The organism is Streptomyces fodineus (genome assembly GCF_001735805.1).
Taxonomy (GTDB): domain Bacteria; phylum Actinomycetota; class Actinomycetes; order Streptomycetales; family Streptomycetaceae; genus Streptomyces; species Streptomyces fodineus.
Genome location: NZ_CP017248.1, coordinates 5,218,548 through 5,238,110, shown reverse-complemented (window position 1 = coordinate 5,238,110; position 19,563 = coordinate 5,218,548). Strand labels below are relative to the sequence as shown.

The 19,563-nt window shown below is 69.8% G+C and carries 16 protein-coding genes; 10 read left to right on the top strand and 6 right to left on the bottom strand.

Annotated elements, in window-relative coordinates; translation table 11 throughout:
- Positions 1–84 precede the first annotated feature (84 nt).
- Positions 85–1,347, bottom strand: a complete 1,263-nt coding sequence (locus tag BFF78_RS22225; protein ID WP_227025902.1) for a competence protein CoiA family protein — start codon at positions 1,345–1,347, stop codon at positions 85–87.
- A 398-nt stretch (positions 1,348–1,745) separates the two neighbouring features.
- Positions 1,746–2,333: a hypothetical protein gene (locus BFF78_RS22220; protein WP_069779995.1), complete on the bottom strand. Its 588-nt coding sequence runs from the start codon at positions 2,331–2,333 to the stop codon at positions 1,746–1,748.
- Between the two features lie 349 nt (positions 2,334–2,682).
- On the opposite strand from BFF78_RS22220, the gene BFF78_RS22215 reads away from it, so the two are divergent.
- The 4 genes from BFF78_RS22215 to BFF78_RS22200 all read left to right on the top strand — a co-directional run bounded on the left by BFF78_RS22215 (position 2,683) and on the right by BFF78_RS22200 (position 4,359).
- The gene (locus tag BFF78_RS22215) at positions 2,683–3,036 is read left to right on the top strand and encodes a PadR family transcriptional regulator (protein ID WP_069779994.1); all 354 of its coding nucleotides are present in this window, start codon (positions 2,683–2,685) and stop codon (positions 3,034–3,036) included.
- A 12-nt stretch (positions 3,037–3,048) separates the two neighbouring features.
- The gene (locus tag BFF78_RS22210; protein ID WP_069779993.1) at positions 3,049–3,612 is read left to right on the top strand and encodes a DUF1700 domain-containing protein; all 564 of its coding nucleotides are present in this window, start codon (positions 3,049–3,051) and stop codon (positions 3,610–3,612) included.
- 110 nt (positions 3,613–3,722) lie between these two features.
- Positions 3,723–3,977 carry a PLD nuclease N-terminal domain-containing protein gene (locus BFF78_RS22205; protein ID WP_069779992.1) on the top strand — a complete coding sequence of 85 codons (255 nt, stop codon included), beginning with the start codon at positions 3,723–3,725 and terminating at the stop codon, positions 3,975–3,977.
- A 154-nt stretch (positions 3,978–4,131) separates the two neighbouring features.
- Positions 4,132–4,359, top strand: coding sequence for a hypothetical protein (locus BFF78_RS22200; protein ID WP_069779991.1), 228 nt, complete (start codon positions 4,132–4,134; stop codon positions 4,357–4,359).
- A 138-nt stretch (positions 4,360–4,497) separates the two neighbouring features.
- Here the strand turns inward: BFF78_RS22200 and BFF78_RS22195 are convergent, their stop codons facing one another.
- From BFF78_RS22195 to BFF78_RS22185, 3 genes are all read right to left on the bottom strand, one after another.
- Complete coding sequence (locus BFF78_RS22195; protein WP_069779990.1) at positions 4,498–6,273, bottom strand: tyrosine-type recombinase/integrase; 1,776 nt, start codon at positions 6,271–6,273, stop codon at positions 4,498–4,500.
- 11 nt (positions 6,274–6,284) lie between these two features.
- Entirely contained in the window at positions 6,285–6,584 is a 300-nt protein-coding gene (locus BFF78_RS22190) for a helix-turn-helix domain-containing protein (protein WP_069779989.1), read from the bottom strand.
- A 151-nt stretch (positions 6,585–6,735) separates the two neighbouring features.
- Complete coding sequence (locus BFF78_RS22185) at positions 6,736–7,296, bottom strand: helix-turn-helix domain-containing protein (RefSeq protein ID WP_069779988.1); 561 nt, start codon at positions 7,294–7,296, stop codon at positions 6,736–6,738.
- Positions 7,297–7,577: 281 nt separating this feature from the next.
- Here BFF78_RS22185 and BFF78_RS22180 point away from each other — a divergent pair, with 281 nt between their 5' ends.
- The 5 genes from BFF78_RS22180 (at position 7,578) to BFF78_RS22160 (ending at position 13,853) form a co-directional block, all read left to right on the top strand.
- On the top strand, positions 7,578–9,110 hold the full coding sequence (locus tag BFF78_RS22180) for a DnaB-like helicase N-terminal domain-containing protein (RefSeq protein ID WP_069779987.1): 1,533 nt from the start codon (positions 7,578–7,580) through the stop codon (positions 9,108–9,110).
- A gap of 345 nt (positions 9,111–9,455) precedes the next feature.
- The gene (locus BFF78_RS22175) at positions 9,456–10,745 is read left to right on the top strand and encodes a hypothetical protein (protein WP_069779986.1); all 1,290 of its coding nucleotides are present in this window, start codon (positions 9,456–9,458) and stop codon (positions 10,743–10,745) included.
- 321 nt (positions 10,746–11,066) lie between these two features.
- On the top strand, positions 11,067–11,408 hold the full coding sequence (locus BFF78_RS22170; RefSeq protein WP_069779985.1) for a hypothetical protein: 342 nt from the start codon (positions 11,067–11,069) through the stop codon (positions 11,406–11,408).
- The gene (locus BFF78_RS22165) at positions 11,405–13,123 is read left to right on the top strand and encodes a relaxase/mobilization nuclease domain-containing protein (protein WP_099054910.1); all 1,719 of its coding nucleotides are present in this window, start codon (positions 11,405–11,407) and stop codon (positions 13,121–13,123) included. Before BFF78_RS22170 ends, BFF78_RS22165 begins: the two co-directional genes overlap by 4 nt.
- A 337-nt stretch (positions 13,124–13,460) precedes the next feature.
- Positions 13,461–13,853: a hypothetical protein gene (locus tag BFF78_RS22160; RefSeq protein ID WP_069779984.1), complete on the top strand. Its 393-nt coding sequence runs from the start codon at positions 13,461–13,463 to the stop codon at positions 13,851–13,853.
- 129 nt (positions 13,854–13,982) lie between these two features.
- On the opposite strand, the gene BFF78_RS46305 is transcribed toward BFF78_RS22160, so the two are convergent.
- Complete coding sequence (locus tag BFF78_RS46305; protein ID WP_069779983.1) at positions 13,983–14,387, bottom strand: hypothetical protein; 405 nt, start codon at positions 14,385–14,387, stop codon at positions 13,983–13,985.
- A gap of 903 nt (positions 14,388–15,290) precedes the next feature.
- Here BFF78_RS46305 and BFF78_RS22145 point away from each other — a divergent pair.
- Positions 15,291–19,211 carry a WD40 repeat domain-containing protein gene (locus BFF78_RS22145; protein ID WP_069779981.1) on the top strand — a complete coding sequence of 1,307 codons (3,921 nt, stop codon included), beginning with the start codon at positions 15,291–15,293 and terminating at the stop codon, positions 19,209–19,211.
- The last annotated feature ends 352 nt before the right edge of the window (positions 19,212–19,563 follow it).

The following is a 19,563-nucleotide window of genomic DNA, read 5'->3' as shown; positions in this document are numbered from 1 at the left end:
CCACCTGGGCAGACGAAGGCTCCGACCGGATCACGGTCGGAGCCTTCGTCGTTCCGTGGTTGCAGTTTTGGTTGCAGTTCGCGGTTACCGGCCGTTGAGGACGTCACGACAGGCGCGGCAGTACATGGCCGCGTTCCGTCCGTACCTGTGCATCAGCTGGCCGCACCCGGCGCATGGCCCCAGTTCCCAGGGCAGGCATCCCAGCGCGGCGGAGGCGGCGACCCGCTCGACGTGAGTGACCTGTATCGGGTCGCGGGAGCGCTGGACAGGCATGCGCGGGAGGGTGAAGCCGCCGGTCGGCTGGTTGAGATCACGGAGTGGCCGGGCGTCGCTGACGAACCAGCCTTCCTCCCCGGCCCGGCACGTGCGGTCGATCTCCTGCTCGGAGAAGGTGATCACATCGTCGCCCTCCTGGTCCGGAGCCGCAGGGAGGGGTGCCTTCTCCCCTACGATCTCCTCCCAGAGCGCGCGGTCGCTGGCCGGTACCCACATGTGGCGACCCGCACGACCGCTCCCGCGGTTGGGTACATAGACCGGAACACTCTCGCCCGTGGCGCTCTGCAGGACCAGATCCTCGATGTGCACCGGCTTTTTCTCGGGCAGGCACAGTGCGGGTACGAACCAGTCGGCGTGAATCGCGCCACAGTGCCCGGCTCCCTCGCTGACGAGGCAGTGGCGCTCACTGCTCGGTACGCATTTCCAGACCTGGAGATGGCGGTACCCGCCTCGGATCAGCATCTCCTTGCCGTCGGCGATGTCCTTCCACGGCATGTCATCGACTCGTGCCCAGGGCGCCCGGTCGATCAAGGACGCCGTCCTGTCCTTCGCTACCCACAAGGGCGTGATGCCGTGCTCCACGGCATTGACCGAGCGCCGGTGCACGCTACTGGGGCTGAGGTGGTGGTACTGGATCTCCCAACCGATCCGTATGCCATCAGGCCCGGTGACGACCGCGTCCGAGACGCTTCGACGGTTGGCAACGGGAACCTCGGCCTCGGCGTCCAGGCCGTATCGGGTGGCGGTGCCGACCACCCGCTCTTTCGTGGCCTTGTGCTGTGCGCTCTCGGTCGGCGTGGCCTTGTGCGTGATAGGCAGGTGCGAGGCGACCAGCGGGCGGCGACCGCCTATACGACCGCGGCGGATGAACATCCAGGGGGACTTGCCGCCTGCCTCCGACTGGCACTCTCGCCCCTCGTGGTGGGCGAGGCATTCGAGCAGTTGCGGGTCGCGATCAGCGACGCTCGCGGTGATCTCCCGGAGCAGATCAGGCCGGTCCGGGTGACCGAGGTCGGGTAACGACAAATTGATCTCTATGCCATATCCGGTGTGCCACACCCCGTTAGCCATGCCCCCCACGATAGGAACGGCCACTGACAGTAGGTAGAGAGCCACGAGACGCGACCGAGCCGACCCCGACAGTGCGAGGCCGGCTCCGGGGACGTAGGTGGGTCACCAGCCGAGGCAGGCGATCAGCGACGCCACCTCTCCCACACCCACGCGATCGCGGCCACAGTGGCGCCTCCGATCACCTGCTCCGCCTGAGCGCCGACGCCGGCGGAATAGCCTGCGGCATAGCCGACAGCGACAGCGGCCACCAACACGTCATACCTAGGCGGTCGCTCGCCTTCGGCCAAAAGCACACGCATACTGGACAAGGTCCTTCTCCTCATTCGACGGGTTGGGCCATCCGCCGGAGCCCGGAGATCTGTGGAAGGTGACACGGGGTCCGGCGGAAGTCTTTGTACTCAGGGGTTAGGGCTGGTGCCGCCCTCCCCCAGCTGGTCGGAAAGCTCGGAGCTGATCAGCTCGCCCAGCCGGATCGTCAGGTCGCGGCGCTGCCCTTCGGAGAGGCTGCGGAAGGCACGCCATGCGAGTTCAACGGGTGAACTTGGGCGGTGCCCCATGGCGATCCAAGCCATGAGGAGTGACCTCTCGGTCGAGGAGAGATCTTTCAGCTTCTCCCAAACCGCTTCTGGATCCGGTGGGTTCCGGACCTGTAGCCGCTCCGCAAACGTCGGGCGTAGTTCCTCGGGTCTGCGTGGCGTCCGCCGTATGCCCGGCTCCCAGACGGGTTCACCAGCGCGCACGAAGCGGGCTTCATGAGGGGCCAGGGCCGCGTCATCCCGGTTGGTATCGAGCACCCACCCGTACGCTCGGAGATCCCTGAGGCGCCTGTCGATCTGCGCGATGTCCGGGAACGCCGTTCGCAACTGGTCCTTGGTGTAGACGTTCCCCTCCCCGACCTGCGTCACGAGCCATAGGGCCGCGCGGACCATGCTCCCCATCTTTTCGTTCGTCCAGTCAGGCAACTGGGGTTCCGACACCAGGGTCACACCTCCTTCACTGACCGCAGTAAACCATATTCGGCAGAGTTCGGCGAAGTTCGGCGAACTTTCCGGCAGCGATCGGCAAGCTGCTGACACGGGCGAAGCCCTGCGGGGCATCGACCTGTAGGCGATGCCCCGCAGGGCTTGTCAGGGGTCACAAAGGAGCGACGTCTAAGGGCCTGCCCGACGGGTCACTGTGCTGTCAGATCCATGTCCCGCAAGCTGTCCGCATAGGTGAACCGAGATCCGCGAGGCGTGGGTGTCGCAGGCGGCGGGACTTGAGTGCGGGGCCGCATCCCCGGTGCATCGACATCATGTTTGGACCTTGTAGAGATAACCAGGTACTGTGCAATGCATGGAACCCGACATCGCAGGTAAGCCGACCGCGAGCAAGGCGGAGAGCCAGCTCCGCAAGGGGGTGCTGGAGTACTGCGTGCTGGCTCTCCTGCGGGACGGCCCGCGCTACGGCGTGGAGCTGCTCGAAGCTCTCGGTGCGGTGAGCGTCATGGTCACCAGCCAGGGAACGATCTACCCCTTGCTGTCCAGGCTGCGCCGGGAGGGAGTGGTGGAGACCCGCTGGCAGGAGTCCCCCAGCGGGCCGCCCCGGCGCTACTACGAGCTGACGGCATCGGGGCATGCGGCGCTGAAGGAGTTCACCGCCATCTGGCCGCACTTCCGTGACGCGGTCGACCACTTCATCACCGACTGACTGGAGACCACCGTGACGATCACCGAGCACCCGCTGGTGCGCAGCTACCTGTCCGCAGTGACGCGGGAGACGGCCGGGCTCAGCCCGGAGCGCCGAAACGAGCTGCTGGCCGACCTGGAGGAGCACATCGCCGTGGCGCTGGCGGCAGAGCCCGCCACCAGCGATGACCAGGTCCGCACCGTCCTCGCACGCCTCGGCGACCCACGCACGATCGCGGCGACCGCACTCGGCGAGGAGCCCCCCGCTCCGCAGACGAGCCAGAGCCGTACCTTCGCCATCGTGGGACTCCTGGCGGCAACCGGCCTTCTGACAGCCTTCGCGCCCCCGCTGGGCATCGCCTTGATCGGTGCAATCTGGTGGCTGTGGACCGCACCCCAGTGGCGTAACCGCGACAAGGCGATCGGGACGGCGGCCGCCCTCGTGCCGCTGCTGTTCCTGGTGGCGCAGTGGGTGATTCCCGCGGGCACGCCGGGCCTCGGCCTCGGAGCGTTGTTCATTCCGTTGACTCTGGCTGTCCTGGCATTCCCGGTTGCCGCCGGCGTCTACCTGCTGCGGTCCGCACAGCGCCCGTCATGACAGGCGCTCACCCATGACGCAGTCGAGATCCTGAAACAGCCGGACCGCCGTCAACCGAGACCGCCCGACCGGGCGCTCCGAAAGTCCCCCACCAGCAAGAGGAACGAACGATGCAGGCACAGCTCGCACACCAGATGGCCCTTGCCACCACGGGCACTATCGTGATCGGCTGCGCAGGAGCTGCCGCGGTCGCCGGCGTTCTCGCGTTGTACTTCGGCGCTCTGCTCGCCATCGTCAGGTCCGACCTCACCGGTGGGATGAAGCTGGTCTGGTTCGTCTTCGCCTTGATGGCACCCTTCCTCGGGTGTCTGCTCTGGTTCCTCGTCGGTCACCGCGATGCCCGCCACCGGCCTGGCATCGCCTGATCCCAAGAACGCCATCGCCATCTTCGTGATCGGACAGTCGCAGGGCTGATGCGGTGGCGTGGCCCGGTTCGGAAGCGTGATTACGTGTGCCCGCCTTGCAGTTCGTGTGCGAGACGGGTGCACCACTCCAACAGTTCACAGGAAGGACGGAGGCATGGCCAGACCTGTTCGCGCGGCTCTCGGGGGCGTGTGGATCAAGTGCAATTTCTGTCAGGGTGACCTGTTCAGGGACCGTGAGGTGAAGCTCAACAGCTCCGGAATGGAGTTCATGAGCCTGGGCTGGGCGAACGAGTCGGCAACCGGCCTGATCTGCTGGAACTGCGGCTATGTGCAGCTGTTCGTGAACAGGGACATCGAACTGTACAAACAGAAGAAGGGCTGAGTTCCGGCGGGTCATGTGCGCAGCCGGAGACGAAGGGATGCGACAGTCGGATTGCCGCCCTGAACCTCCGTCTGCGCCATACGACGCCGACGGAGGTCTCAAGCCATCGCGCTTGGCAGGCACACAGCAGAGCTACGCCTAGTCCACGACGTCGCCGTACTTGTGCGGGCTCATTGCGCGGTCCACAGCCTGTGCACACGCTTCAGCGAACGCGGCAGCGACAGCTTCCTCGTCGGTGCCGCGAACCTGTGCCTCGACCTCCTGGCCGGGACGGCGGATGGTGTGCCAGCGCACCGGCAGGTCCGTGTAGAGGTCGGTCTCGAACTCCCAGGCCGAAACCGACCATCTCTCGTCGCGGCCGATGTTGAGCCGGTCGCCGCCGGGCAGGAACACGGCGTGAGCGTGGTGAACGAGTCGGCGATCGGGCATACGGTCGCGGACGGCCCGCAGGCCGCCAGGGCCCTCGCTCTCCCACTTCCAGTGCTCCCACTCCTCGACCTCCGCCTGACGGCCGGCGTGATCCGCACGCCACTGGGTAGCCAGGGTCTCGGCGTGCTGCCGGTGTAGGAACGGGACACGGCGTTCACCAAGGCGGGCGACGTACACGGTCGACTCCGCTGCCGCAGCACCTTGGCTCGGGCCTGGCACGGAACCTCCGGGTGCCGGTTGGGTCGGACGGGGTGCGGTTCCCCACAGCAGTCCGCCGACCTTCGCGGCTGTCTGCTGAAGCACGGGGCCGGTGAGGTGCTGGTACCGGCGGCGCATCCGTGCGGACTTGCCGGGCTCCCAGCCCATGATGCGGTCTACCACCGCGTCGGGGACACCGAGGATCAGAAGGACGGTCGCGGCGGTGTGCCGCGCGTCGTGGAGGCGACCGTCGCGGACCTTCGCCGCCTTCAGCAGGTCCTTCCACCGGTGGAAGTCGGTGTTGGGGTTGAGCGGCTCGCCGATCGGCGAGGTGAACACGTACCCCTTCTCCACCCACAGGTCTCGGGCAAGCACTCGCTCGCGCTCCTGCTCCTCCCTGTGCCGTCGCAGCAGCTTCAGCAGCTCCTCAGGCACGCCGATCGGGCGCTTACCGGCGCGGGTCTTGGTGTCCTTCGTCTCGCGCCGGACGCTGGTCTTCTGCGGGCAGTAGCCAGGCTTGCGGCCACACTTGTCGCCGCAGCCGTGCTGGTAGCGGGGCCGCAGACGGCCTCGGCGGACGAGGATCACGCCCGCATCGAAGTCGACGTCTTCCCACTTCAGTCCGAGCGCCTCGCCTTGGCGGAGGCCGAGAGCGAGCGCTATGACCCAGCGGGCGGTGTTGCGGTGCTTGTCCGCTTCGAGGAGGAGGCGCTGGACCTCCTCGACCGTGTACGGCTCGACCTCCTCCTCTTCGAGCTTGGGAGCCTTGGCGATGGAGGCTGGATTGGTGGCGAGGTGACGTCGGCGTACAGCCTCGTTGAGTGCCGTGCGGACGGTGCGGTGCGCCTGGTGTGCCGTGCCGGCGGAGCTGCCGTTCGCCTGCATCTTCCGGTAGAAGCGCTCCAGGTGCTCGGGCTCCAGTTTCTCCAGGCGGTGGGCGCCCAGGCCGGGGATGAGGTGGTGGTAGACGGCGACGCGGTAGCCGTCGATGGTGTTCTCGCTGACGCTGGGCGCGGCGATGTTCTCCACCCAGTGGATCAGCCAGGTCTCAACGGTCCAGGTCTGACCGGCCTTGGCGACTCCGGTTGAGTCGCGCTGCTTCTCCAGCTCGCGTACCAGCTTGGTGACCTCGGGGCGGGTCCTGCGGCTGACGTGGCGGCGGTCGGGCTTGCCGTTGTCCTTGGTGCCGACGGTGACGTAGCCGTGCCAACGGCCGTCCTTGCCGAGGAAGATCGAGGAGGCGCCGTTGGGCTGGCGGGACTTCTGGGGCTTTGGCGTCTGTGCCATGCGCGCCCGCCTCAGGCCGCGGCGTCGAAGTCCGTTGTCCGGTAGCGGCGGGCTAGGAATTCACCGACTGCCTCGGCGGGTATGCGGCGCAGACTGCCGATCTTGGCGGAACGTATCTCCCCGGACGAGACGTACTCGTACATCTTCGTCCGGCCGATGCCGAGGCGGCGTGCGGCCTCCTCGACGGTCAGACCGACGAGAGTGGGGTCGCCAGGTTCGTCACCCCGTTCGGCCATCAGGGCGCGCAAGGCCCCTTCGGGGACGCCGAGCAGCTGGGCGATCTGGGTGACGGGCAGGGGGAACTCGGGCAAGAGGGCTCCTCACCCCGGTCACGTACGGAGCGCCAACTCCGATCGGACCGGTCGTGGTGGTGGGTGGTTGGGCGGTTGCGCAGACGCGCGTGAGGATGTGCCCGCATGAGGGCGCCGGTGTTCGCAGCACCGAGGCCCCTGCGGCAAGCGGCTATTCGTCAGCCGTGTCGGGGTCTTTGGCCGCCGGGAAGTAGTCGCCGAGCCAGCGGATCAGTCGGCCGCGGGCTCCCTTGTGGCGGTGGAAGTCGCCGTTGGAGGCCACGTCCAGTTCGTGGGCGAGCAGGTGGCGGACCATGACGTCCTGGTCGGGGTGGGCCTTGGTGTACTCGTTGAGCTGGTCCTGGACGTCGTCCATGGACTTGCCCAGGGCACGCCATTCCTTCCACAGCTCGACGTACTGGCCGACCAGCCGGCGGATGACCGGGTTGGCCATCTGCCCTGGTGGGCTGGCGAGTTCGTCGAGGGTCATGTCGAAGACCTTGCAGAAGCCGAGCGCCTCGTCGGTGTTGACGCGGCGGCGTGGCTTGCCGCTCTCGATGCGCCAGATGGCGGACTGGCCGATGGGGTGGCCGGCCTCGGCCATCTTCTCGGCCAGGGTGACCGTGCTCCAGCCGCGCGCCTCGCGCTCCAGCTTCACGCGTTCGGCGATGTTGTCCTCGACCGGTGGCCGCGTGTTCGCCGCGCGCGCGTCGTCGCCCTTGCCGCTGGCCATGCTCACCTCCTCAGTCGCGTTGGTCGTCCGGGCGGGGCTATAGCCGTACGGCCCCTGGGTACACAACTAAACATCATTCGCGAGCCGAATGCAAGTAGATGTTTCCCGAATGCGCTGGTAGGATGGTGCCGTCCACCGGTGAACACAGGCGGACAACGCAAAAGCCCCCGGTGCTGCGAACACCGAGGGCGAAGCGGAGATCCTCACAACCGCCCAACCATGACGATCTGGACCGGTGGCCGGAGTTGGCGCTCCATGTGGCCTGCCGGGAGAGGAGTCCTATGGCCCAGAGTACGGGCCTCACGTCGGACATGCCATCCCGCTTCGAGTACGGCGACGCGCCGTCCTCGGAGGAGCCTGGGCAGGCTCCCTTCAACCTGGACGCCGAGAGCGCGGTGCTCGGCGCCTGCATGCACCACAGCCATGTCATCGACACCGTGCGTCCTATCCTGGGCGACAACGCCTTCTACCGGCCCGCCCACGAGACCATCTGGCGCGCGATGCTCGCCCAGCACCGCGAGGGCAAACCGACCGACCCGATCGTCCTGACCGAACTGCTCGAGCAGCAGGGGGATCTCAAGCGTGTCGGCGGCGCCCCGTACCTGCACCAGCTCGCCAGCGCGCTCTACGACATCGGCAGCGCGGAGCACCACGCGGAGATCATCCGCACGAAGGCCAACTTGCGTCGTCTGCTGGCCTCGGCCGTCCGCACCGTTCAGCGCGCCCAGGAGCCGGGTGCCGACCCTGAGGCGATACGCAGCGAGGTCGAGGCGGAGATGCGGGCCGAGCGCGAGCGGGCACTCGCCTCGGGCCAGGGACGTCTGAACCGCTTCGCCAAAGACGGGTGGTCCTTCGTCAAGGAGACCGGCGCGGACGCCGAGCCGTTGTGGGGCACCCGGGAGAAGACCGTCTGGGCGCCGGGCGAGAGCCTGATGATCGTCGGCGCACCCGGGGTCGGCAAGACCACCCTGGCCCACCAGGTGGTCTTCGCCCGGCTGGGGCTGCAGGAGACAGTCCTGGAGATGCCGGTCGCCCCCAGCAGGCGCGTGCTCTACCTGGCCATGGACCGGCCCCGACAGATCGCCAGGGCCATGGACCGGCGCGTCTCCCCCACCGACGAGAAGATCCTGCGGGAGCGGCTCGTGGTCTGGGAGGGCCCGCTGCCCGCCACCCTCGACAAGGAACCCGACCTCCTCGCCGACCTCGCCGCCGCCCACCGAGCCGACACCATCGTGATCGACAGCCTCAAGGACGCGGTCAGCACCATGGTCGACGACAGCCTCGCCGTCGCCTTCCACAACGCCCGCATGCGCGCCCTGCGAGGCGGCGTGGAGATCATGGAGCTGCACCACCAGCGCAAGGCCACCGCCGACGCACCACGCGGCCAGCGCCCCAGCCTGGACCAGGTCTACGGCTCCGCCTGGATCACCGCCGGCGCGGGCAGCGTCCTGTTCATCAGCGGCCGGGCTGGCGACCCAGCCGTCACCCTGCACCACCTCAAGACCCCCACCGGGGAGATCGGCCCGCTGGACGTCACCCACGACCACGTGCGCGGCACTACCACGGTCGACCCCACCAAGGACCCCGCCGTCCTGCTGCGCAACGCCCCAGGCGGGCTGACCGCACGCGACCTGGCGGCCGTCCTGGTCGGCGGCGAGCCTGAACGCGCCGATGTGGAGAAGGCCCGCCGCCACCTGGCCCGCCTCGTCGACAGCGGCCTGGCCACCAAGGCCGACGGCATCGCCGGAGGAGCCGGAGGCGGGCAGCAGACCCGCTACTACGCCTCCGCACGCCACCTCACCGCCGTCGGCTGACACACCAGCGACAGCGCCCGGAAGCGATCACGCGACCGTACACGCGGCCCTCACGCCCAGACGCCGCCGTGAACCGCGCACGGCGTGCACGCTGACCGTAAAACCGCAGGTCAAGCGATCACGGGTGCGTCCACGCCGTACACGCGCCCTAGCGATCACGCGCGGGGCCCCCTTTAGAAGGGGGCCCGCGTGAACGCCCCCTGCGTGAACGCCCCTCCCTCCTGCATCCAAGCCCCCTCGCAGCACCCCCTGGAGAGACCTGACGTGCCCTCCCCTGCCCCGATAGCCTCGGCCACCGAAGGCGGCACTGCCTCGCTCCTGTCGCACTGGGCTCCCACCCCCGCGATGGCCGTGGCGCTTCTTGCCCTGCTCGGCCTGTTCGCTCTGTTCACCGCGTGGATGAACCGCCAGCAGCACCGCCGGCCGTCCGGCACCAACCGCTGGCGCGGGAATGTCGCGGTGCCGGTCGCGGCCGTGGCCGCGCTCGGCTGCACCGCGTACAGCGCGGACACCAGCTGGCGGTTCGCCGCCGACTACCTCGACATGGGCGGCAACACCGCCGAGCGTGTCGCGATGTTCTCCGCCGCCGAGCTGGCCCTGTTCGCCACCGCCCTGATGGCCCGGCAGAACCTCAACGGCCCGAAGCAGGCACCCGGCCTGCCCGGAACCCTCACCTGGGTCATCACCGCCGTCCAGGTCCTGCCCGCCTACGCCGAGTCCGGGCCGGTCGGTGGCACCGTGCGAGCCTTCGTCGGCCCCGTCATGGCCGCGATGCTGTGGCACCTGGCCATGGGCATCGAGCTGCGCCACCGCACCCCCGACGCCGCCTCACGCGGCCTGGCCGCCGTCCTCGTCCGCCAGGCACGCGAACGCCTCCTCGCCCGGCTCGGCATCGCCGACCAGGACGCCGACGCCGCCCGCCTCATCCGCGACCGCGCGCTCAGCGAAGCCGTCGCCCTCATCCTGCGCGCCGAGTCGATGACCGACCGCCAGCGCGGCAAGCGACAGCAACGACGCCTGGCAGAACGCCTGCACGAGGCCCTGGAGCGGGCCGGCGTCGACGGCGACCCGCTCCAAGACGAACTGCTGCTGCGCAAGCTCGCCACCCGCAAGCAGGCCCTCGACCTCGCCTCCATCACCCTGCCGCCGCGCTGGCACATCCCGGCCTCGTACCCCGCCCGGGACTCCGGGCACAGCTGCCCGCGCTCCGCCCGCCCTGCGCCCCTGCCGCGGGCAGAGGACGCTGCCCGCCCGCACCCGTCAGATCCGGGTGACGACGAGGTCCCTCCGGCTGCCCGCCCGCAGCCTGCCCGCCCGGAGCCGGGGCTGCCCGCACGGGCAGAAACCGAAGAGAGCCCGGCGCTCACAGGCAACAGCGCGGGCAGCGTGTCGGGCAGGCGCGAGCGGAAGGCCGCTGCCCGGAAGAAGCGCGACGTCGGCAAAGCCCGCGCCTCCGAGGAGGTCATCCTCAAGCACGCTCGCCGCATCTACGAGGAGACCGGCAGCGTCGGACGCGACCGGGTCGAGGACGCCCTGCGCGCCGTCGGCTACACCGTCTCCAGCGACGGCGTCGGACGAGTCGTCCGCGAGTTCAAGGCCCGGCTCAAAGCCGCAGCCGGCGATCCACTCCGCTGATCCCGGCAGCGCCAGAGCTCTCAACCAGACCCCGACCCGAAGGGCCCCATGCACACCCCGCACCACGAAGACCCCATGCCCCACGAAGAATCCCTGCCGTCCAACCCTGCCCCAGTCGGAGCAAGTTGTCCCGGGAGCAATGCTCCCGGAGTCCCCGCCCCAGAGGTGGCGAAGAACGCCCCGCGCCATGCGGCGCCGGGCAGGGAAGCTGCGGCCGAGGGCGGACCGCAGCAGGGAGGGGACAGGCCGGCCGAGTCCCTATCACGCAAGCGTCAGCGTCCGCGTCAGAAGAAGCTGCGTCCGCACCAGCCCAGCTGCCGTATGAACGACGCCGAGTTCAAGCGTCTCACCGACGCAGCCGCCCACTGCAAGATGACCAACGCCGCCTTCCTCGCCTACGCCGTCGACAAGGCCGCCCGCGACCTGACCCGCACCGCAGCCGAGATCGCCACCGAACGGGAGGTCATCGACGAGCTGTTCGCCGCCCGCCGGCACCTGGGCCGCATCCACGGCCTGTTCAACCAGGTGGCCAAGGCCCTCAATTCAGGCGCCGACGTACCCCATCTGGACACCGCGACCAAAGCCGTGCGGAATGCTGCCTGCCGGATGGCGGACGCTGCCGATGCTCTGCTGGCCCACCGTGACGGCGGTGCCGCTGCGTGATCCCCAGCATCCACAAGCGCGGCAGCGAGACGATCGGTCTGCTCCGCTACCTCTACGGCCCCGGCACCGACGAGGAGCACATCGACCCGCACCTGGTGGCCGCCTTCGACCCGCTCACCCCCGACCCGGGCCGCGACCCGGAGGCCACCTTCGGGCAGCTGCAGCGGCTGCTCGACCAGCCCGTCAACGCCCTGCCCGCCAATCGGCGGCCGAAGAAGCACGTGTGGCACCTGTCGGTACGGGCTGCGCCTGAGGATCCGATCCTGTCGGATGAGGACTGGGCGGCCATCGCCCGCCGCATGGTCGCGGCCACCGGTATAGCCCCCGACGGCGACGACGCCGCATGCCGGTGGGCAGCCGTCCGGCACGCCGACGATCACGTCCACATCATCGCCACCCTGGTCCGCGACGACGGCCGCCGGCCCCGGCTACACAACGAGGCCCGCCGCGCCCAGGCCGAATGCCGCCGCATCGAAGCCGACTACAACCTGCGCCGCGTCGCGTCCGGGGACGGCACCGCCGCCAAGCGACCCACCAGCGCCGAACGCCACAAGGCCGACCGCCAGGGCCAGCAGCGCACCCCGCGCGAGCAGCTCCGCGAAACCGTCCGCCAGGCGGCAGCCGGCGCCCACAGCGAAGAGGAGTTCTTCGACCGACTCGCCTCGGCCGGACTCCTCATACGCCAGCGGATCGCCCCGTCGGGAGACCGCCTCGGCTACACCGTCGCCCTCCCCGGAGACCGCAACAAGGACGGCGAGCCCGTCTTCTTCTCCGGGTCCAAACTCGCCCCCGACCTGTCCCTGCCCCGCATCCGCGAACGCTGGACCCTCCCCACAGATGCCGCCGCCGCTGTAGATAGCTCCCGGCCGGAGCAGCAGTCCGCCCTGCCGTCGGTGACCGGTCCCGCGTTCGCCCGGCGACGGGCCAGCGCCGCCACATGGCAGGCCCTGCTGATCACCGACCACGGAGACGACAGCATTGCAGCGGCCCAGATCGCCGCCGCAGGGGAGATCCTGGACGCGCTCGCCAAGACCTCCGCCGCCCACACCCGCACCGAACTACGCGAGGCGGCCTTCGCGTTCGAGCGGGCCACCCGCTCCCACATCAAGGCCGTACGCGGGCACGACCGCGCCCTGCGCCAGGCCGCCCGCGACCTCATCCGCAGCGGGCCCGCCCTCGGCCGCGGCGAGGACGGCGCCACCACCGCCATGCTCATCGACATGGCCTTCTTCCTCGCCATCGCCGCGGCGAACTGGCATGCCAAGAGGCACCATGCCCAGCAGGCGAAGGCCGCCCGCCAGACGGCCGAACACCTCCGCGCCGCCTACCAGGCCGCCGCAGCCCACCCCATGGACGTGCTCCGGCAGCGAGGCTGCCGCATGCCCCCGTCCCTGCGGCACCGGCAGGCGGCCATGCTGCGTCACGCAGTCCCCGACCTGGCCGAACAGATCCTGGCCGAACCCGGCTGGCCCGCCCTGGCCGCCACCCTCGCCGACGCCCAGGACGCCGGCCACAACCCGGCCACCCTGCTCACCGAAGCCACACAACGGCGAGAACTCGACACCGCCAGCTCCATCAGCGACGTCCTCGTATGGCGCCTGCGCCGCAGCGCCCACCTGCCCGCCGCCCCAGACTCCCCCAGGACACAACCACCCCAGACAAGCACCGCGCCACATCCCCGACGCCCGCCGCACAACCCGCGAACCGGCCCATGAACGGCACCGCCCGTCGGCGCTGACCGGACCAGCGCAGGCGGAAGCTAGCCGACGATCCCCGGTTACCGAAACCGGGGATCCTCCGGAGCATTTGGTGTCCAGAAACCCCACACCAGGCTCTTGGCGGCGTCGTCCCCACCTCGGTCGAGAGCGCGTCGCACCCGCCGCCGGCCTGCGTCCGGCAAACACCCCACCGCGAGGGCCCTTGCCCTCACAGCCCACACCGTCCCGGTCAAGGCACCCGCACTTCATGCCTCGAGCACCACCAGCCAGTGCACTTCCCCTGCGCCGGTCACCAGCACAAACCCATCTCACGACACCACACAAGGAATCACCCGTGCCCCACTCCTCCGTTCGCCCCGAAGTCGTCCTCCTCATCACCCAGGTGGACTTCAGCCACCCCGACATCCGGACGCGCCCCTACCACCGCGACGGACGTCCGTTCACCCGCGCTGAGCGCGACCTGCTGGTCACCTTCACCCCGGAGGAAAAGGCTGCCGCGAAGGCGCAGATACAGCTCGAAGCCGAATGGCAGCGTGAACTCGACGAAATGCAGGACGCCTTCGTCGACCTGCTCATGAAGTACTTCGCCAAGCTCCCCAAGGGATCCGTGGTCGACGACGCCGTCGCCATTATGACCGACGAGGACTACGCGGAGTTCGAACGCCTGGCCGAGATCGTCACCGCGGAAGACACCCTCGAATACCGCGCCCTGTACGAAGAGAACTGACCCGGCAGCGCGTTGGACGGCGGTCCCCACCGCGGCCGGGCGAACGTCTCCTGTCATGGCTGAGCCGGGTGGCCCAGGGAGCTGGACTCCCTGGGCCACCCGGCGCGCCTGGCTAGGTGCGCGGCGAGGTCACTGGCAGCGGTAGGTGACTTCGGGGCTTTGCACCTTGACGTCGCCGGGCCCGTCGGTCTCTGAGTAGACCCGGTACTGGCTGTCCGGCTCACAGCCGTAGCTCGGGTGCAGGTCGATCTGGCGCCCGGAGCCCCTCTGCTGGTCCAGGACGCGGTCCCGTCGGAAGTCGTGCCTTTCCATGAGCTTGACGATGATGGTGGCGTCCGAGCTGCAGTCCCAGCGCCCGCCGTAGCCGGTGATGGTGTGGTTGGCGTAGGTGGGGGTGTCGGCGGTCAGGTGGCAGTCGCCGGCGGGTGCGGCCGGGGCCTTGGTGGCGGCGTGGGCACCGCTCATCGTGGGGACGGCGAGGAACGCGGAGGCGGTGAGGGCGGCGGCGATGATGCCGCGGGAGATCTTGCGCATGGTTGATCAACTCCTTGGTGGACGGGCGTTGGGTGCTTGTGCCGGCGTTTGCCTGGGCGTGGTCAGTCGGCGAGGTTCGTGGGGTGGCGGCGTGGTAGCCGTCCCCCGCGGTCAGGCCGTAGTTGTGGGTCGTGTACTGGGTGCTGACGCCGCCGGCCTGCTCGTAGGCCCAGTACGTGGTGTGGTCGGCGTCGGCCCAGTGGTCGAAGATCACGACGTGGCGGAACCTGGAGGAGTCGCTGTCGGCCTTGATGATCAGGTCGCCCTGGTTGAGCGCGGACATGGGGATCGGGGTCGTCCAGCCGTCGTTCTTCAGGGCGATGGTGTTGGGGCCCGGCTTGGGCAGGCCGAGCGCCATGGAGGCGTAGCCGGAGCAGTCCTGGCGGTAGCCGTCGGTCCAGTTGCGCTCCTGGCTGTAGGGGACCGGCTTGCCGTTGTCGGCGGTCAGCCAGGTCTTCGCCCGTTCGATCTCGTCGTGCCGGGTGATGCTCGGAGCCACGCTCGTGCTGGTGGTGCGTGCGTGCGGTGCCGTCGCGTGCGCCGGTCCGGTCAGCGTGAGCGAGCCGAACGCGGCGGTCGCCGCGAGCGCGGCGGCGAACCAGCGGTGGGAACGGTTCACGGGCTTTCTCCTCGGTCAAGTGCGGCCGGCGGATCCGGCCGGGCCCCACGCTGGCGCCGCCGACCGCCGCCGACCTAGCCGCAGAGCCCGGCACTTCTGGGAAACCGCAGGTCATGTGGGGTGGGGCGGCTTTCCGTTCCGGCTCCGGTCCGGAGCGTGATCCCTTTCGGGTGATCTCGCGGCAGTGGTCCGCCGCGCCTCTGCACAGGTCACGGGGTACGAGGCTCGGGCCGATGCAGACAGGACGGTCGGTGGGTCGCACGTCGGGCTCGGAGACTGGGGGCATGACCAACGGGCCCGGGGTCCCCGCACCGCGCCGCGCCTTCGCCGAGCGCTTCGACCTGCTTTACCGGGAGGCGGGCAATCCCCTCCTGCGGAGCGTGTCCGCTTCGGTCGCCCGTGCCCAGCGGGCCGGCGGCGACGGCCGTCCGATCCGGGTGCCGGCCCAAAGGATCAGCGACTGGCGCGGCGGGCGCGCCGTGCCCGCGCGGTTCGAGCCGCTGGCCGCCGTGCTGGTGGTTCTGATCGGCGAAGCCCGCAGGGCGAGGTCGCGTCCCGCCGTGCCGGGCCTCTACGACCTGGCGGACTGGCGTGCACGGTGGCGAGCGGCGACCGACTCTCCTGCCTGCGGCGATGGAGCTGGCGAGGTGGAGGACTCGCCTCAGGTTCCCTGCCCGTACCGGGGACTGGCCGCCTATCGGACCGAGGACGCGGGATGGTTTTTCGGTCGGGAGCAGGACACCGCCTTGTTGATCGGTGAACTCAGCCGCTGCCTCGACGGGGACGGCCTGCTGATCCTGTTCGGTGCGTCGGGTGCCGGGAAGTCGTCGCTGCTGAGGGCGGGCCTGCTGCCCGCACTGGCGAGCGGTGCGTTGCCCGGCTCCGAGAAGTGGCCGGTGGCGGTGCTCACCCCGACCGCGGATCCCGTCACGGCGCTGGTCCATGCGCTCTGCAGGACGCTGAGCTGCCCCCTAGAGGTGCTTCAGGCGGCGGCCGGAGAAGGACCCGACGCGTTCGGTGCCGTGCTTCGCCGGCACCTGCCGGACGGAAACAGACTCATGCTGGTCATCGATCAGTTCGAAGAACTCTTCACCCTGGTCACCGATCGGCACCGGAGCGACCTTTTCCTCGGCGCGCTGCGGGCCGTCACCTCCCCCACCACCGGCGGGGGAGGCCCGCTCGTGATCGCCGTCCTCGGCGTACGGGCCGACTTCTACCAGCACTGTCTGGACCATCCGCACCTCCTGGCCCCGGTCCGCAGGCACCAGCTCGTCCTGCCGCAGATGACGTCCCCTCAACTCACCCGGGCCATCCGCAAGCCCGCCGAGGCGGCGGGGCTGCAGCTGGAAGAGGGCCTGTTCGAGGTGCTCCTGAGAGATCTCGGGCTGCCGGACCGAGCCGGTGAGGACGGGGTGGGACACGAGCCGAGCGCGCTGCCGCTGCTCTCGCACGTGTTGCTGGCCACCTGGCAGCAGCGCTCCGGCCGCCGGCTCACCCTGGAGGGATACCGATTGACCGGCGGCCTGCACGGATCCGTCGCCCAGGCCGCGGAACGCGCCTGGGCCGCAATTGACCCGGCCGACCACGACCTCGCACGCCAGGTGCTGATCCGCCTGGTCCGGGTCGGCCCGGACATCCAGGACGCCCGACGACGGGTCACCCGAGCCGAACTGCTCGCCGCGCTGCCCGACAGCGCCTCGGTGCAGCGTCTCCTGGACGGCTTCGCCGCCGCCCGGCTGCTCACCTTGACCACCGACACCGTCGAACTCACTCACGAGGCCCTGCTGAGCGCGTGGCCCCGGCTGCGCGAGTGGATCAGACAGGACCGCTCCGGCCTGGTCACGCACCAGCGACTGGAACAGGACGCCGAAACCTGGGCGGCTGAGGACCGCGATCCGGCCCTGCTCTACCGGGGCACCCGGCTGGCGCTCGCCCGCACTTGGGCCGACGTCGACGGCGAGCGGTTCGGCCTGAGCCGGACCGGTGCCGAGTTCCTCGCCGCTTCGGTGGGTGCCGAGGAAGCCGCGCGGTGCGCGGAGCGGCGCCGGATCCGCGTGCTGCGCGGGCTGGTGGCCGGCCTGGCCGTCCTCGCGACACTCGCCCTGATCGCCTTCGGTATCGCGTCTTCAATGTCCCTGGAGGCCAAGCGGAACTCCCGGGCGGCCACAGCAGCGGCGCTTGCCAACCAGGCCGGCACGGTCGCGGCGGGCCGACCCGATCTCGGCATGCTCCTGGCCGCCTCCGCCTACAAGCAGGACCACCGCAACCCGGACGCGCTCAGCGCGCTGCTGTCCACCTCCGGCTCCCGCTTCGAAGGCAGGCTGACGGCCCACCACGGCCGCCTGACCGCCATCGCGCTGGATCCGCGGGGACCACTCCTCGCGGTCGCCGACCCCGATGCCCGCGGCGGCATCGACCTGTTCGACCGCCGCAGCCGACAGCACCTGCCCGCCATCGACCAGAACGGCGTCGGACCCCTCGCCTTCACACCGCACGGGCACCGTCTGTTCTCCGCCCCCTCCACAACAGGCGGGATCGACGAATGGGATCTGACCGACCCGGCCGCCCCGCGTCATGTCCGCCGCATCGACACCAGCTCAGTGGTCGTCAACTCCCTGGTACTCAGCGACGACGGCACCGTGCTCGCCGGAGCGTGCCAAGACGGGACGGTCCGCCTCTGGGACCCCGCCACCGGCAACCAGGCCGCAACCCTGCACGGACTGGCCGGTGAAGCCCTGGGCGTGGCCGTCAGCCAGGACGGAAAGCTGATCGCGGGCTCCGGCCGCGACCGCACCGCGCGCATCTGGCGACGCGATGACGGCGAGCAACTGCATGTTCTGGACGGGCTCCACCATGCCGCGGTCATTCACGTGGCGTTCAGCCCGGACGGCCGCACGCTGGCCACGTCCAGCGATGACTTCACCGTCGGCCTGTGGGACGTCGCCTCGGGAACCGTACGGCCCCTGCGCAAGCCGATTGCCCACTCCGACGCGGTGTTCGACGTCAAGTTCAGTCCCGACGGCAGCATGCTCGCCACCGCCAGCTACGACCAGACCGTCGGCCTGTGGAACGCCAAGTCCGGCTCACCGGTGGACCGGCTCACCGGACACACCGGCCACGTCAACGGCGTGGCCTTCACAGCGGACGGCAGGCAACTGGCGAGCGTCAGCAGCGACGGCAGCGCCGTCCTGTGGGACATCTCCGACCGCATGCTCATGACCCGCCCCATCGCCTCCCTGCGGGGTGCGGCGATGAGCCCCGACGGCCGACTCCTCGCCACGGGGGACTCCGACGCCCACGTGCAGATCTGGCGCCGCACCACCGGCAAGCGCCTCGACTCCTTCCACCTCCCGGATGCGTGCCCTGTGTGGAGACTCGCCTTCGCCCCGGACGGCAACACCCTGGGGATCACCGGCGACTGCCACAACGCGTTCCTGTACGACATCGCCCGACACCATCGCACCACGCTCCACATGCCCACGACGCGTTGGGCCCGAGCGGTGGCCTTCGACACCGGCTCCAGCCTCGCTGTCACGATCGGCGACGACGACGTCGCACGCGTCTGGGACGTGTCGACGGGGAAACAGCGCGTCCAGCTCCCGGCCCACTCGGGCGGCGGACGGCCGGTGGCCGTGAGCCCCAACGGCGTCATCGCCACCTATTCGGCCACCGCCGCGGCAGTCTGCCTATGGGACCTCGACGGACACCCGCTAGGCTCCCTGCCGGCTCAGGAGGTCTGGGCCCTTGCCTTCGACGGCACCGCCAAACTCCTCGCCGCGGCCTTCACGGACCGCACCATCCACGTCTGGCGACTAGGCACCGGGGCGGTACCCAACGCACCCGGCACAGTGCGCGTGCGCCCCCTGACCACGCTCGTCGGCCACACCGGCATCCCGCGCGTCCTGGCTTTCAGCCCCGACGGCACCCAACTGGCCAGCGCTGCGGACGACCAGACGATCCGGCTGTGGAGGATCCCCGGTGGCGGCCAGCCCGTCATCCTCACCGGCCATGCCCAATCCTTCGGCGGCCTGGCCTACACACCAGACGGAAAGACACTGGCCAGCGGCAGCTGGGACGGCACCTTCCGCTTCTGGAACCTCGACCCCGAAGCCGACCTACGCCGAGCTTGCGCCCTCGCGACCCGGCTGACACCGAACGAATGGGCCCAACTCGTCAGCGTTACATACGTACGGGCCTGCCGCTAGCGTCCCGGTCGCGCGGGCGACGCTGAAGCTGAACGGAGCCGAGGATCCGACGGACCCAGCGTTGCAACGGCGGACTGGCCGTACCAGCCCAAAGACTCGTTCCCTCGCCCCAGAAGAGTCCCGACATTGACCGGAAGTGGGCGATCACCACCGTGCACACCACCAACAGCAGCCCCCATGACGACGCCACCCGACGGCGCGAGCTCAACACCGCCGCCTCCATCAGCGACGTCCTCGTGTGGCAGCTGCGGCGTAGCGCCCACCTGCCCGCCGTACCTGAAAGCCTCCGCGACGGACCCGTCCGAGGTAACCGGCGCACCCCGTCCTCGGGGCCCGCCACGCACTCGGCCAC

Coding starts and splice junctions, on each gene's coding strand:
- BFF78_RS22225 (WP_227025902.1), bottom strand. CDS start 1,347: ATGGCTAACGGGGTGTGGCACACCGGATATGGCATAGAGATCAATTTG.
- BFF78_RS22215 (WP_069779994.1), top strand. CDS start 2,683: ATGGAACCCGACATCGCAGGTAAGCCGACCGCGAGCAAGGCGGAGAGC.
- BFF78_RS22205 (WP_069779992.1), top strand. CDS start 3,723: ATGCAGGCACAGCTCGCACACCAGATGGCCCTTGCCACCACGGGCACT.
- BFF78_RS22200 (WP_069779991.1), top strand. CDS start 4,132: ATGGCCAGACCTGTTCGCGCGGCTCTCGGGGGCGTGTGGATCAAGTGC.
- BFF78_RS22195 (WP_069779990.1), bottom strand. CDS start 6,273: ATGGCACAGACGCCAAAGCCCCAGAAGTCCCGCCAGCCCAACGGCGCC.
- BFF78_RS22185 (WP_069779988.1), bottom strand. CDS start 7,296: ATGGCCAGCGGCAAGGGCGACGACGCGCGCGCGGCGAACACGCGGCCA.
- BFF78_RS22180 (WP_069779987.1), top strand. CDS start 7,578: ATGGCCCAGAGTACGGGCCTCACGTCGGACATGCCATCCCGCTTCGAG.
- BFF78_RS22175 (WP_069779986.1), top strand. CDS start 9,456: ATGGCCGTGGCGCTTCTTGCCCTGCTCGGCCTGTTCGCTCTGTTCACC.
- BFF78_RS22170 (WP_069779985.1), top strand. CDS start 11,067: ATGAACGACGCCGAGTTCAAGCGTCTCACCGACGCAGCCGCCCACTGC.
- BFF78_RS46305 (WP_069779983.1), bottom strand. CDS start 14,387: ATGCGCAAGATCTCCCGCGGCATCATCGCCGCCGCCCTCACCGCCTCC.
- BFF78_RS22145 (WP_069779981.1), top strand. CDS start 15,291: ATGACCAACGGGCCCGGGGTCCCCGCACCGCGCCGCGCCTTCGCCGAG.